The sequence below is a fragment of the Enterobacter sp. LM3 genome, assembly GCF_046622475.1.
Lineage (GTDB): Bacteria > Pseudomonadota > Gammaproteobacteria > Enterobacterales > Enterobacteriaceae > Enterobacter > Enterobacter cloacae_P.
This window is the reverse complement of the sequence record NZ_JBJURN010000001.1, coordinates 73,334-87,133: the sequence shown is the minus strand read 5'-3', so window position 1 is coordinate 87,133 and position 13,800 is coordinate 73,334. Positions and strand designations below refer to the sequence as shown.

The window sequence follows — 13,800 nt, the reverse complement described above, 5'->3', positions numbered from 1 at the left end:
TCTACAACGTCGCTGAAAACTTACAAGTGTGAAGTCCGTCAGGCATATGAAAAAAAAAGTTCCGTGTAGTCATTATTTAACATTTTTTGAACGGATATTGTGCAATAAAATTAAGGAGAACCGCACCAGACAAGCCTTTCCGCAGATTTAGCTTCTGGAACTAAATCCTCATTCGGGTGTCGAAAAAAATTCCAGGAAAACTCTTAAATTTACTCAATGATACAAATTTGAGTGAATTTTTAGCCCGGAAAGTTGTCCTCTGCGGTGAGAATCTGGTCGAACCGGACGCATGATAAACCCGATCGCATTCCCTTCTTCTGCCGCTTCAGTCAGTCGGAAATGTTCCTCTTCCGTCAATTCGTCTGATAACCACCCAATCACGACGCTGTAATTCCCGGTGCGTAATGCACGGATCATCGACTCAACCGTATCACAAGGGGAGAGTTGATTAATTTGCATGACCTTCGCCAACGGCAGGCCAGCGGACTGAACCCATTCCCGGCTCAGTTTTTGTTGCGGCGTCAGCCAGAGCTGCCAGCGTGATTGCTGGCCAAGTTGTTGTAATAACGGCAGTAACAACAGTTGAGTCAACAAAGGCTGGTCTTCACGATAAACCACTTCACTGATAAGCCCTGTCGAAACGCGCCCGACGGAATTCTGCGCGACATTGCCTGCGGTAGAAGAAAGAGATGTTGAGCGATTTGCGTAGCCTGAAGTGTACATATTCATTCCAGCCCTGTAGTTACTGTATGAATATACAGTAACCCCTGTATGCATAAAGATCAACCTCATTTTCGGAAAGCGACTCGCAAAATTCATTCATTCTTGGCGTGTCCGGAAAAATCATCTTGCTCAACGGCGATAAGTTGCCTATTTTTCTGCTAACGGATCCGCTAGTAAGAAATTTCGTTGTTATTTTATGATTTTTAAGGGAAATATCATGAAAAAGATATCTTATGATCGGATTTATAGATCGCAGGAATACCTCTCCCCATTAGGTGAAATTCATCATCGTGCACTTTTCGGTGGGTATACCCTTGCCGTGGATGATGCCGTCTTCGCGATGGTTTCAGAGGGTGAGCTTTACCTTCGGGCCTGTGAACAAAGTGCTAAGTACTGTGTAAAACACACCTCTTCTTTTTTGACGTTAATGAAACGGGGGCGTCCGGTGCTTCTCAACTATTATCGTGTCGATGACGGACTCTGGCAGGACAGAGAACGGCTGCTTCAGCTTTCCTCTTTTGCACTCGATGCGGCAAGAAAAGAGCGCTCCCAGCGTCACCAGCGCCACCGTCTTAAGGATCTGCCAAACCTGACGTTCCAGCTTGAAGTTCTGCTCTTCGAAGCCGGTATTACAAATGAGGAAACGCTACGAGCGTTGGGAGCCAGAGCCAGCTGGCTGAAGATCCGGATGAAAAACAAAGATCTGAGTGTGAAAGTCCTGTTTGCGCTTGAAGGAGCGATCACCGGTATGCATGAGGCGGCGCTCCCGGCGGTCATTCGCCGGGAGCTGACGGAGTGGTTTAATGCGTTGCCTGAGCCACAGGAGAATCACTCCTCCAGGTAGCGATTTGCTGTTGCAGTCGGCAAATTTCAGGCAGCAGGGCAATAAGCAGGCCAATCTGCTGAAGAACCAGCGGTGCTTTGCTGTCGCTACCCGGGTCAAGATGCGCAATGCGTTGAGACAGTTCATCCAGCGCCTGTTGAACCCGTGGTTCATCGGCAGGTAGATGATGAAGTGCATCATCTACGTAGCAGACGGCATCATCCAGCAGGGCGAGAATACCCGGGTTTGTCAGTTTCTCGCGGTGAGCGCCCAGCGTAGAAATGTAGCTGGTAAAAGTATGGTTCAGGCAGAGCATGCGGAATGCCGTTTCGCGAATTTCTGCCGTGGCGTGAGGTTCCGTTGACATGTTAGAGACCACCGAGGCGAGTTCAGCATCGCTGTTATGCGCATCGCGGCGGGCGATACGGTAAGCCAGTCGGTTATCGCGCCCCTGGTGGTATTGCTCAAGGATGGCATCGAGGTAGCGGCAGTTTGCATTCATCGCCCTGTCTGACACGCGCGGTAAATTACGAAAACGCCAGTCAGGCCAAATAAAGCTGACCGCCGCCCAGGCGATAGCACAGCCAATCAGCGTATCGAGCACGCGGGGCAGGGCAACTTCAAACCCTTCACCCAACAGGTTAAAGCACAGTAATACCAGCAGCGTGATGAACATGGTGGCATGGGCGTACTGCACATTACGAAAGGCGAAGAACAGCACACCGGTGATCACTATCAGGATCAGCTGCCCCTCAACGGAAGGCACGAACCACAGCACCGGCAGCCCGATAGCGACACCCACCAGCGTACCAATAATACGCAGCGCAAGACGGTGTCGGGTGGCATTATAGTTTGGCTGGCAAACAAACAGACTGGTGAGCAGGATCCAGTAACCGTGCTGTAACCCGGTTATCTGGATAAACGCATACCCCACGCACAGCACCAGCGACATCCTCACCGCATGGCGAAAGAGTGCTGATTCCGGCGTAAAGTTGCGGCTCAGCCGTAACCACATGTCACTAAAGCTGTGAACGCTGTCATCAGCAAGCTGATTTTCCACATCATTACCCGCCAGGGCCATCGCCTGCTCGGACTCAATGGTTGCCAGCTGGGCATCAATTGCCCGTAGGTTATTGAGTAGAAAACCCAGTGCTTTGATATGTTCTGGCGAGGTTCCGCTGGCCTGTACGCGATCGATTGCTGCATCAAGATGGCTAAACGCACGTTCAAAACGGGGGTCATGCTGATAGGGGGTACGCAGCAAAATGGAGCGCGCCAGCTGTTGGCAGGCCTGAGACTGCATGGACAGTAAGCGCTGGAAGCGGAACATCACGTCACTGTAGCGGAACTTCTCGCGCAGGGCGGCATACTGAACGTGTGAGGAACTGGCACGTTCATGAATATCCTGGGCGGCAAAGTAGTAGTGTAGCGTTCTTCGTGTGCCGCGCTGGCCGCGATCGCCGCGCAGGCGGGTAAGCAATGAGGCTTTGGTCTGGTTTAAGGTGGCAACCAGTTGGCCGTTTGCCAGCGCCAGATCGTAAAGCGGTGCCTGGCTTTCCTCTTCAATATCCGGGTCAAACAGCCTGGATTTTAGTTCGAGGTAGTGGGCCAACTGCTCATAGCTGCGGGCGAGATTATCCTGCAGAGCGCGAACCGGAAAGATGAGATGCCCGGTTAATGTCAGCAGGTTATACCAGATAGCACCCAGCAACAGCAGAATAGGTTGCTGGTACCACTGCTCGTAAAGTGAAACACCCAGCATCGTGTAAATGGCAATCAGCAAGGCACCAAACGCGATAGTGGCATAGCGCTGCCCAAGACCGCCAAGCAAAATAAACCCACTGGTTGAAAGCGTAAGGCCTAAGGCAAACAGCCAGGGCCACGGAAACAGCAGTTCAACGGAGGCGGAGGCAATGAAGAAACAAACAAGGGTGATAACCAGGTTACGCAGACGCCCGGCCAGCCGGTCGTCAAGGTCTGCCAGCGCTCCCGCCACGACCCCCAGTGTGAGTGGGATGGTGAGCTTCACGTCATTCAGCCACCACGGCAGCGCAACGGTGCCACAGAGCGCGATAAAAATCCTGACGTTGTAAAGCCAGGTGCTGTTCCAGGTGTAACGGCGAAGCAGTGGGCTTAGCATGAGCGCGGCCAGTCCTTATTTACTGAAAACGACGACGCGCATTCGCTTCACGCGCTGCTTGTGCCACTTCTACCGGAACGACTCTGCGCCCGACGGGCCACAGGGCAATGGCGGCGATCTTAAAGTTCGCGATCCCCACCGGAATACCAATAATTGTCACGCACTGTGCAATACCCGCAAAAATATGCATCAGGCATAACCACCAGCCGAAGAAAACCAGCCACAAAACGTTCAGCACGGTGCCGCCCGTGTTCATCAGCGCGTTTTTCCCCTCCGGGTTCAGTTCGTCTACGTGGACAGCCTCATTCCCATAAGGAATAAATGAGAGTTTGGTGATTTCCCAGCAGGAGCGGGTCAGCGGGAGTGTAAAAATAAATACGATGCTTACCAGCGTGGCAAAAAGCCAGGAAAGGGTGGTGGCAAAACCGCCCAGCACAAAATTCAAAACATTCAGAACGGTACGCATAAACCCTCAGTTCCTTTCGATATGATTAACGCCCACTGATTGTAACGTTTTTTTAGGCTGGAGCACCTTAAAACTGGCAGTTAAACTGTCAGGTAAATTATCTCTTCGTGGATTTAGCTGGACATGGAACTGAAAGCAACTTCATTAGGCAAACGCCTGGCGCAACACCCATATGACAAGGTGGTCCTCCTGAATGCGGGAGTGAAAGTCTCCGGTGAACGCCACGAATATCTCATTCCGTTTAACCAGCTTCTGGCGATCCATTGCAAACGCGGGCTGGTGTGGGGGGAGCTGGAGTTTGTTTTGCCTGCCGATAAAGTCGTACGCCTGCACGGTACCGAGTGGGCAGAAACCCAGCGCTTCCACCATCATCTGAATACGCTCTGGCAGCAGTGGAGCCACGACATGAGCGTCATTGCAGCCCAGGTGCTGCAGCAGGTACTGGACGACATTGCACAGAGTAACGAGCAACAAAAGTGGTTGACCCGCCAGCAAACTGCCGGATTGCAGCACACGATCCGGCAGGCGCTCACGGCGCTGCCGTTACCTGTGACGCGTCTTAATGAGTTTGAAAACTGCCGTGACGTCTGGCAACAGTGTCAGGCCTGGTTGAGCGATATTGATAAAAGCCGGCTGGCGCATAACCAGGCGTGGACTAACGCCATGCTCAGCCAGTATGCCGATTTCTTCAGCACCATCGAATCGTCGCCGCTCAATCCCGCGCAGGCGCGTGCCGTGGTGAATGGCGAACAATCGTTGTTGGTACTGGCAGGAGCCGGGAGCGGCAAAACGTCGGTGCTGGTGGCACGTGCGGGTTGGCTTTTGACAACCGGTGAAGCCGTTGCCGATCAGATTTTACTCCTGGCATTTGGCCGCAAGGCGGCGCAGGAGATGGACGAACGTATTCAGGAACGTCTGCACACGCAGGATATCACCGCCAGAACGTTCCATGCCCTTGCGCTGCATATTATCCAGCAGGGCAGCAAAAAAGTACCGCCCATCAGCAAACTGGAAAATGACGCCCAGGCGCGCCAGGCGTTATTTATTAAAACGTGGCGGCAGCAGTGCAGTGAAAAAAAGGCGCAGGCAAAGGGGTGGCGTCAGTGGCTGGAGGAGGAACTGCTCTGGGATGTCCCGGAGGGCAGCTTCTGGCAGGATGAAAAACTGGCACGCCGACTGGGCTCGCGCCTCGAACGCTGGGTGAGCCTGATGCGTATGCACGGCGGCTCTCAGGCGGAGATGATTGAAAGCGCACCGGAGGCGATCCGCGCCGTGTTTTCAAAGCGCGTCAAATTAATGGCACCGTTGCTGAAAGCCTGGAAAACGGCGTTAAAAGACGAAAATGCCGTCGATTTCTCTGGTTTGATTCACCAGGCCATTATTATTCTGGAAAAAGGGCGCTTTGTGAGTCCGTGGAAACATATCCTTGTGGATGAATTCCAGGACATCTCTCCGCAACGTGCCGCACTACTGGCGGCGTTACGGGCGCAAAATAAGCATACGTCGCTGTTTGCCGTGGGCGATGACTGGCAGGCTATCTATCGCTTCAGCGGCGCACAGCTCTCACTTACGACGGCATTCCACCACTATTTTGGTGAAGGCGATCGCAGCGATCTGGACACGACCTACCGTTTCAATTCCCGAATTGGTGAAATTGCCAACCGCTTTATTCAGCAAAACCCCCACCAGTTGGCCAAGCCGCTTAATAGCCTCACGCCAGGGGATAAAAAAGCAGTCACCCTGCTGGCAGACGACCAGCTGGAGTCGCTTCTGGACAAACTCAGCGGCTATGCAAAGCCTGATGAACGTATTCTGGTGCTGGCGCGTTATCACCATCTTAAACCGGCCGCGCTGGAAAAAGCCGCCACCCGCTGGCCGAAGCTGAAGCTCGATTTTATGACCATCCACGCCAGCAAAGGACAGCAGGCCGATTATGTGATTGTGGCAGGGCTAAAAGAGGGCAGCGACGGTTTTCCGGCCCCGGCCCGCGAATCGGTAATGGAGCAGGCGTTACTGCCAGCACCGGAAGATTTCCCGGATGCGGAGGAGCGCCGTCTTCTGTATGTAGCGCTAACCCGCGCACGTCATCGCGTGTGGCTGCTGTTCAGTAAAGATGAGCCATCAACGTTTGTTGATATTCTGAAGAGTATTGATGTGCCGCTGGCGAGGAAGCCGTAAGGCAAAAGGGCGGGTTTTTGTAGGCCGGGCAAGGCGAAACCGTCACCCGGCAATACCGTTTACTTCAATCTTTCAGCCAGATAGCGCGGATAATCCGGGATCAGGATCTCAACCGGTGAGTTGAACTGCGGCGACTCAATGATGAAATCTGCCGTGGACAGGTTTGTCGCCACCGGAATATTCCACACCGTGGCAAGACGCAGCAGCGCCTTTACATCCGGGTCGTGCGGAACCGCATTCAGCGGATCCCAGAAGAAAATCAGAACATCAATTTTTCCTTCCGAAATCTGTGCGCCAACTTGTTGATCGCCACCCATTGGGCCGCTCAGCATGGCATTGACTTCCAGACCCGTTTCGCGGTGAATCAGGTTACCGGTGGTGCCCGTTGCCGAAAGGACGTGCTTTTCCAGCAATGGCTGATGGCGGCGAACCCAGTTGAGCAGCATTTGTTTACAGTGATCGTGCGCAACCAGGGCAATGTGTTTGCGTTCCGGGAGCGTGCGTGTTGTCAGTTCCATAATCTCGTCCGTCGGGTTAACTGGCTACACGATGACGGGAACCGCCTTTTGCTGCAAGAGGGAGGAGAAAAAAATGTGGCTTACGACGAAGGCTGTTGCTTCGCCCACTGTAAAAAGCGGGCCCGCGTATCGGGGTCGGCCTGCTGGAACCAGAATTTTAAACGTTGCTCCGTAAGCGTCTGGGACTGAGGAGGAATAACATCCAGCTCCGATACCCCGGATAACAATGTACTGTCGTCTGCCATCATGGTTGCAAACTGGGGAAGAGAAGCGCGTTTACCAGCTTTGTTATAAATTTCCGTATCGGCTTCGTAATTTGTGTCCTTCGGTGATTTCGTTAACGCCAGAATATCCAGCTTGACCGGGATCGGCATCGAATCCCCATCCAGCAACTCAATGCGCGGTGAGGAATCAAAGGCCGCAGACTCTTTTTCGGTTTCAAGGCGCGGCAGGTTAAAATTAACCTGGCTGATTCGCTGGGTGTTAAAGCTGACAATCAGCGGTGGGGAGATGTACGTACTCTGTTCATGATTAGTAAGGCGGATCGTTTTTTCTACCCGAAATACCACCTGATGTGGCCCGTTATCAAGTTCGATGCTGTCTGCGCCGCGCAGTAATGAACTGGAAACTTTTTTACCGTCCAGCACCAGCAGATCAATGTCGGTAGAAAGCCGCAGCGTGGTTGCAAAGACGCAAACCGGCATTACTAACGCAATCACAGCAGAGGCAATACCGATTTTCATAGGGTGCTCCTGTTGAAATTACTTTCATCGTAATAATGTATCTAAATTTTTCGATAATCATGTTTACTAACATATAGACATATTCCACCGTTTTGCCCTCATACATCTGTGTGGGATGGATGGTTGAGATGTCCGGTTTGACGTACACTTTGAAAAAAGCCAGGAGAAAGACCATGAAAGAGAACGATATTGCCGGGATTTTGACGTCTACGCGCACAATTGCGCTGGTGGGGGCGAGTGATAAACCCGATCGTCCAAGCTATCGGGTGATGAAATACCTTCTCGATCAGGGCTACCATGTTATCCCTGTTTCGCCGAAAGTTGCCGGTAAAACGCTGCTGGGCCAGCCGGGATATGCCACGCTAAATGACATACCGGAAAAAGTGGATATGGTGGATGTTTTCCGTAATTCAGAGGCTGCATGGGGCGTTGCCCAGGAGGCCATTGCCATTGGTGCAAAAACGCTGTGGATGCAACTGGGTGTCATTAACGAGCAGGCCGCGGTGCTGGCGCGTGAGGCTGGGCTGGCGGTGGTGATGGACCGATGCCCGGCGATTGAGATCCCCCGACTGGGGCTGGCAAAATAACAATAAAAAAAGCCCGTTACCGGGCTTTTTTATACGCTTAGTTCCGCAGGCGAGGAGCCTGTAGCTGTTTACGGATAGTCTGAGCAAGTTCGTCCATCGTGGGTTGTTCCGGATGCTCATCCTGCAGTTCACCGCTCAGCTGCGCTTCGGCAAGATAGGTATGGACGGGTTGTCCATCATCGCCTTCCATGACCACATGGTACCAGGGCGCGGCGCGAAGCTCTGCGTCAACCGCCAGCTCATCCGCTGACGGTTCATCAAGGGAATACTCCGGGTCGATATCCACGACCACACCCAAATATCCAAGCAAGGTGTGGCGGACCTGTTGGCCGATACCGAATTTGCTGGCAATCATAGTCACCTCCCGGGAAACATTACTTACACACTATGTGTGGGCAATATTTCTCTTTTCAAGTTACATGACGCGACAGGCAAACCCTTTCAGATACAGCCCTTCCGGGTAGGTAGCGATCACCGGATGATCGGCGGCCTGACGGAACTGCTCTATAAATTGTACATCACGACCAGCATCTATTGCGGCATCGGCGATGATTTTCTGAAATAAATCTGTGGTCATCAGGCCAGAGCAGGAGAAGGTGAGCAACACGCCGCCCGGGTTCAGCAGCTGGATAGCCAGCATGTTGATGTCTTTATATCCACGGCACGCGCCCATCAGCTGGCTTTTGTTTTCCACAAATTTTGGTGGATCCATAACGATAACGTCGAATTTCTCTCCCTGATCGCGGTATTTGCGCAGCAGTTTGAAAACGTCATCGCGAATAAATTCAGCTTTGCTGAGATCCAGCTTGTTCAGCTCAACGTTCTGTTTCGCCACATCCAGTGCTTCCTGCGACGTATCCACGCTGACCACCTGACGGCAACCGCCCATCAGGGCCGATACCGCAAAACCGCCAGTGTAGGAGAAGCAGTTCAGCACGCGTTTGTCGGCAACGTACTGGCGGGTCGCCAGGCGGCTGTCACGCTGATCGAGGTAATAGCCCGTTTTATGGCCACCCTGAATATCGACCAACAGCTTCATGCCGTGTTCTTCGATAGGCAGCAGGGCTGGCGGCACTTCGCCCGTCACTGGGCCCTGAGTCAGCTCCATTCCCTCTTTTTTACGCACGGCCACGTCACTGCGGTCGTAAATAGCGCATTCCGGGAACAGCGATTGCAGGGCGCTAATCAGCGCGGCACGCTGGTATTCTGCACCTGCGCTCAGGAGTTGCAGCACCAGGAAGTTGCCAAAGCGGTCAATGGTCACGCCAGGCAAGCCGTCGGACTCACCGGCAATCAGGCGATAGCTGTCCAGACCGTCACGTTTTGCCAGCCATTCACGCCACTGCTGAGCTTGCTGCAGGCGGCGGACAAAGAAGTCGATGTCAATGGTTTCATCTTTATCGAACGTCCAGACGCGAGCGCGGATCTGGGACGCAGGTGAGTATGCGCCACGCGCTAACCATTTCCCCTGATGGTCAACGATATCGATGGTTTCACCGAGGCTGGCTTTGCCTTCCATACGGGCAACCGCGCCGGAGAAGACCCAGGGATGGCGGCGCAGTAATGACTTCTCACGCCCTTTGGCTAACACTAAACGTACACTCATAATTTGCTATTCTGTCGATTCCAATGAAATGGCGCGTAGATTAGCACAGAAGGTAAGACGCAATCATCTGCGGATACCTGTGAGCGTTTCGGCACAAAATAAAATCGCTTAGGCACACTACAAAATCGCAACGGGCTTTACATTGTTGCTTCCCGCTCACCAAAGGAAACACAAATGAAAAAGCGCGTTGCAATAGCAGTAAGTGCCCTGACCATTATGAGTGTTAATGTTTCAGCCGCATCATCTTTCAGCATCAGTAGCCGGGATATTCCCGGCGGCCATCAATTAACGCAACATCAGGTTTTTGAGGGATTTGGCTGTCATGGAGGCAACGAATCTCCGCAACTTGAATGGAAAAATCCGCCATCAGGTACGAAAAGTTTTGCTATTACGGTATTTGATCCGGATGCGCCCACCGGAAGCGGTTGGTGGCACTGGACAGTGGTCAATATCCCGGTGCAAACGCTGAATCTTCCTGCGGGGGCAGGGAACCAGAATAACGAGAAATTACCTGCCGGGGCTGTGCAGGGACGGAATGATTTCGGTTATTCTGGATTTGGGGGGGCATGTCCACCTGAAGGAGACAAACCTCACCGTTACCAGTTTACCGTCTGGGCCCTGGATGCGGATAAACTCCCTGTCGATAAAAATGCCAGTGGTGCATTGGTCGGCTTTATGCTTAACAGCCACGCCCTGGAAAAAGCACAATTAACCGCAACATATGGAAGATAAAGGTGGCACGGTGCAGGACTTTCATTTTCAACACAAACATTTGACCGCTGGTGAGGTGAGTGCCAGAAAAATGCATCGTCTGCATCATGTAAAACTATTTTATCCGGCTATCTGCCATATTACGCATGGAAGCAAGGTCATTATTCAGGACGAGAGCCGCAACGTTGCAACGTCCGATGAATTAATCATTATTCCGGCAAATACGCCAATGGAGATTATTAATCAGCCTGCGCAGGGATTATTTCATTCAGACCTGTTGATGTTGTCACCCGAGATCATCGCGGAATTTAAAACGCGTCATCTGAAATCCTGGCCGCGTACAACGCTAAACTCTTTATGTGCGCCGCTGAGCGAAGGGTTGGCCTTTATGTGGGATACCTTGCTGCACGCTGTGCGCCATGATTTACCGGAAGAGTTGCAAAAACATCAGGCTTTCGGCCTCTTGCTGGCGTTAATGCATGATGGCGTCGCAGGACCGCTTCTCATTGAGCGAAATGTTAACCTGACAGAGCAGGTGCGGCAGTTCATCATGCTGTCTCCCGGCAGGTCATGGACCGCACAGGATGTCGCCAGCCGCCTGGCATTAAGCGTGCCGACGTTACGCAGGCGATTACGCGAGGAATCGCAAAGTTTTCGGCAAATCGTGGAGGAGGTTCGGATGTCCGTAGCACTGTCGCAGTTGCAGTCTACCCGATTGCCCATCGGTGAAATCGCAATACAATGCGGGTATCTTTCCAGCTCCCGTTTTACTGCTCGTTTCCGACAGCATTACGGCTGTTTACCCAAAACGTTGCGTTAATAATGTCCGCACGTGGCTTGTGAGAGAGTAACGGTTGAGTACTAAGCTTACTTAAGCTATCAGATTTGAGGTACTTATAATGGAAAAAGATCCTTGTCATTGTGTCAGATGTTGGGTTCACGGCAACGTCCAGGGCGTCGGTTTCCGCTACAGCACGCAGCGTGAGGCGGTTCAGCTTGGGCTCACGGGGTACGCTCGTAATATGGATGACGGCAGCGTGGAGGTGGTCGCCTGTGGTGAAGCGGAGCAGCTTGAGAAGCTGGTGGCGTGGCTGAAAGCGGGCGGGCCGCGTAGCGCACGGGTTGATAAGGTGTTAACCGAACCGTATCAACCCGGCAGGGAATACGTCAACTTTGGTATTCGCTATTAAATGCATTTCACCGGTTTTGGCAGGCCGGCGATTTTGGTCGCCTGTTTTGCCGGGCCTTTTGGGAACAAACGATACAGGTAGCGGCTGTTGCCTTTCTCTTCACCAAATTTGTTCGCCATCGCCTTGACCAGCATGCGGATAGCCGGAGAGGTGTTGAATTCAAGATAGAATTCACGAACGAAACGCACCACTTCCCAGTGTTCAGGGGAAAGGGTAATGCCTTCGTTTTCCGCAATTTTCTCCGCCAGCGGTTCGCTCCACTGGCTGCTCTCTTTCAGATAACCGTCGTTATCCGTCTCAATTTCCTGACCTGCAAAAATGAACATAATCTTCTGTCGTGTGAAAATAATCGGCAGCAGTGTAGCAAAAAAGCGCCGTGAGCATAAACCGCGACCTACAGGAGCAGCTGCAGCAGGTTGTTGGCATTGAGTTTCTTCAGGGCATTGCATTTATGCGTTGAAACCTGTTTTTCGGACATGTGCGTCACGATGGCAATATGGCGCACGGTCAGCCCGGTGAGCATTAAATCAAGCACGTTGAATTCGATACCGGTCAGGCAGCAGTCAAGGCTGCGGACGCGGCGAGGTTCTTTTGCCAGCAAATATGCTGCATCCGCAACGGAGATCCGGTCATCAATGATGTAAATCACTAACGTGCTGAAGCGTTTGCGCAGATGCGTGGCTAGCGCCCAGCCTTTTTCGTTACAGACCAGATAAAGACTGCCTTGCCAGCGAACAGCTTCCAGCCGGAGCAAAATATTAATCAACGCCTGATGTGTTCCCGCAACGGAAAAACGACAGCGAATAACCAGAACACGTCTGTTTAGCAGTCCAGGCTGCCATTGCACGGAGTCGCTTTGCACCTGTCGTGGAACGCCCCGGCGCAGCAGCGCATAGCGCAGTCCTTCGGCATAAAATCGGTTATTGTCGAGAATGGCGTAACTCACGGTGACCTCATTATAACGTACTGGGTGTATAGATAACGCGCAGCGTGCCGGTGTAGTCGCCCGCATTTTTGCTGCTGGCGGCAAATGAAGGCGTTTTCAATATGATAGGCGCGGGGATGCAAAGCACGCTTTCGCGACCGCCGGGCAGCACAACCTGACGCAGATACTGCGGATCGTTCGTGCCTTGCCACACCAGCGTTTTGCCGTTTGCAATGGTTTCTGTTGCGCCGGTGATCGGATTGGTCACAAGAACCTGATAATCAAGACGATCGCGCGGATCGGTCTGGCTTCCCCCCCGGCGTCGGATTGAAAATGCCCCTTCGGTTCGCCCTGTTGCAGTGAGCCCATCGTCCTCAAACCGCAGGTATGCGCGGGTGCTGGCGCTGTTATTGCCGTCATACAGACACATGTCCACTGTGCTTTCACCCTGGATCTCACTCCCGCCGGGCCGCCCCGGAAAGTTGGTCAGGTTGAGGTTAACAATGGGCGTCGAGTGCGGAAATGCAGGCAGATAAATCTGCTGATTGCCCGGATCGACCACCTCGATACGCACCGTCGCCTGCCAGCTGGCGAGGGTTAGATAGCCTGGACATCCGACATCCACGTCATTAAAGTTCCCGCCGCAGTTGCCACCTCCCCACTGACGCAGGTTCTGCTTCAGCGTGGCGGTCCAGATGCCAGGCAGGGTGAGCTTATCCAGTTCGCTTCTCACGATGTAATAATCAAAGTAGGGCTCCCTGTTCCATGCGGCGATATCGCCCGTTCCCCCCGTGACAAAGCTGGCAAAGGTAAAGACTTTACTGTTGATAAACATGTAGTGTTCGCCGTACACCTTGATATCCACTGTTTTTTTGGTGAGCGCATGCGTAAATCGCAGCGTAATGGGATAAGGGGCGGCCGGGTTCGCCGAGAACCATACCGGGGCGGTCATACAGGCACCGTTTGTGGGGTCGGTGCGGGATAAGCAGGTCAGGGTATTGCGGCCCCATTTTTGCGGATCGGCGGTGTCGTAGCCGCTCGGCTCATGTACCCAGATGTCAAAACGTGCAGGCGGCGACGAGCGATCGTAGCTTATCTCTGCGCTGGTGTTTCTTCCTGCAGGGGCACCCGCCAGCGTCTGGCCGGTCCACAGGCTTAAGAACAGTAAAATAAAGAGGCACTTATTCACA

The 13,800-nt window shown here is 52.8% G+C and carries 16 protein-coding genes; 6 read left to right on the top strand and 10 right to left on the bottom strand.

Going from position 1 to position 13,800, the window contains the following annotated elements; genetic code table 11:
- Window positions 1-213 precede the first annotated feature (213 nt).
- Complete coding sequence (gene sulA / locus ACJ9N4_RS00445; RefSeq protein ID WP_182274650.1) at window positions 214-723, bottom strand: SOS-induced cell division inhibitor SulA; 510 nt, start codon at window positions 721-723, stop codon at window positions 214-216.
- 217 nt (window positions 724-940) lie between these two features.
- Here sulA and ACJ9N4_RS00440 point away from each other — a divergent pair, with 217 nt between their 5' ends.
- Complete coding sequence (locus ACJ9N4_RS00440) at window positions 941-1,567, top strand: TfoX/Sxy family DNA transformation protein (RefSeq protein WP_182274421.1); 627 nt, start codon at window positions 941-943, stop codon at window positions 1,565-1,567.
- Here ACJ9N4_RS00440 and yccS read toward each other — a convergent pair.
- Both yccS and ACJ9N4_RS00430 read right to left on the bottom strand, forming a co-directional pair.
- Window positions 1,524-3,686: a YccS family putative transporter gene (gene yccS / locus ACJ9N4_RS00435; protein WP_196391110.1), complete on the bottom strand. Its 2,163-nt coding sequence runs from the start codon at window positions 3,684-3,686 to the stop codon at window positions 1,524-1,526. The two genes, ACJ9N4_RS00440 and yccS, sit on opposite strands and share 44 nt — an antisense overlap.
- Window positions 3,687-3,705: 19 nt before the next feature.
- Window positions 3,706-4,152: a YccF domain-containing protein gene (locus ACJ9N4_RS00430; protein WP_182274423.1), complete on the bottom strand. Its 447-nt coding sequence runs from the start codon at window positions 4,150-4,152 to the stop codon at window positions 3,706-3,708.
- A 123-nt stretch (window positions 4,153-4,275) separates the two neighbouring features.
- Between ACJ9N4_RS00430 and helD the strand changes: the two genes are divergently transcribed.
- On the top strand, window positions 4,276-6,330 hold the full coding sequence (helD, locus tag ACJ9N4_RS00425; RefSeq protein ID WP_411500187.1) for a DNA helicase IV: 2,055 nt from the start codon (window positions 4,276-4,278) through the stop codon (window positions 6,328-6,330).
- A gap of 59 nt (window positions 6,331-6,389) precedes the next feature.
- Here the strand turns inward: helD and mgsA are convergent, their stop codons facing one another.
- Window positions 6,390-6,848, bottom strand: a complete 459-nt coding sequence (gene mgsA / locus ACJ9N4_RS00420; RefSeq protein WP_182274425.1) for a methylglyoxal synthase — start codon at window positions 6,846-6,848, stop codon at window positions 6,390-6,392.
- 80 nt (window positions 6,849-6,928) lie between these two features.
- Window positions 6,929-7,591, bottom strand: a complete 663-nt coding sequence (csgI, locus tag ACJ9N4_RS00415; RefSeq protein WP_182274426.1) for a curli synthesis inhibitor — start codon at window positions 7,589-7,591, stop codon at window positions 6,929-6,931.
- Window positions 7,592-7,764: 173 nt separating this feature from the next.
- Between csgI and ACJ9N4_RS00410 the strand changes: the two genes are divergently transcribed.
- Window positions 7,765-8,178 (top strand): CoA-binding protein, encoded by a 414-nt coding sequence (locus ACJ9N4_RS00410; RefSeq protein ID WP_182274427.1) that lies wholly within the window; start codon window positions 7,765-7,767, stop codon window positions 8,176-8,178.
- Between the two features lie 37 nt (window positions 8,179-8,215).
- Here ACJ9N4_RS00410 and hspQ read toward each other — a convergent pair whose 3' ends face one another.
- Complete coding sequence (hspQ, locus tag ACJ9N4_RS00405; protein WP_006809336.1) at window positions 8,216-8,533, bottom strand: heat shock protein HspQ; 318 nt, start codon at window positions 8,531-8,533, stop codon at window positions 8,216-8,218.
- Between the two features lie 60 nt (window positions 8,534-8,593).
- Window positions 8,594-9,784: a 23S rRNA (cytosine(1962)-C(5))-methyltransferase RlmI gene (gene rlmI / locus ACJ9N4_RS00400; protein ID WP_182274428.1), complete on the bottom strand. Its 1,191-nt coding sequence runs from the start codon at window positions 9,782-9,784 to the stop codon at window positions 8,594-8,596.
- 174 nt (window positions 9,785-9,958) lie between these two features.
- On the opposite strand from rlmI, the gene ACJ9N4_RS00395 reads away from it, so the two are divergent.
- The 3 genes from ACJ9N4_RS00395 (at window position 9,959) to yccX (ending at window position 11,685) form a co-directional block, all read left to right on the top strand.
- On the top strand, window positions 9,959-10,516 hold the full coding sequence (locus ACJ9N4_RS00395; protein WP_182274429.1) for a kinase inhibitor: 558 nt from the start codon (window positions 9,959-9,961) through the stop codon (window positions 10,514-10,516).
- The gene (locus ACJ9N4_RS00390) at window positions 10,506-11,315 is read left to right on the top strand and encodes an AraC family transcriptional regulator (RefSeq protein ID WP_411500186.1); all 810 of its coding nucleotides are present in this window, start codon (window positions 10,506-10,508) and stop codon (window positions 11,313-11,315) included. The genes ACJ9N4_RS00395 and ACJ9N4_RS00390 overlap by 11 nt, the downstream gene beginning before the upstream one ends.
- Window positions 11,316-11,394: 79 nt before the next feature.
- Complete coding sequence (gene yccX, locus ACJ9N4_RS00385) at window positions 11,395-11,685, top strand: acylphosphatase (protein WP_182274431.1); 291 nt, start codon at window positions 11,395-11,397, stop codon at window positions 11,683-11,685.
- Here the strand turns inward: yccX and tusE are convergent.
- From tusE to ACJ9N4_RS00370, 3 genes are all read right to left on the bottom strand, one after another.
- Window positions 11,682-12,011: a sulfurtransferase TusE gene (gene tusE, locus ACJ9N4_RS00380; RefSeq protein ID WP_182274432.1), complete on the bottom strand. Its 330-nt coding sequence runs from the start codon at window positions 12,009-12,011 to the stop codon at window positions 11,682-11,684. The two genes, yccX and tusE, sit on opposite strands and share 4 nt — an antisense overlap.
- 68 nt (window positions 12,012-12,079) lie before the next feature.
- On the bottom strand, window positions 12,080-12,631 hold the full coding sequence (locus tag ACJ9N4_RS00375; protein WP_182274433.1) for a LuxR C-terminal-related transcriptional regulator: 552 nt from the start codon (window positions 12,629-12,631) through the stop codon (window positions 12,080-12,082).
- 10 nt (window positions 12,632-12,641) lie between these two features.
- A complete protein-coding gene (locus tag ACJ9N4_RS00370; protein WP_182919731.1) occupies window positions 12,642-13,799 on the bottom strand; it encodes a CfaE/CblD family pilus tip adhesin in 1,158 nt (385 codons plus the stop codon).
- Between the last annotated feature and the right edge of the window lies 1 nt (window position 13,800).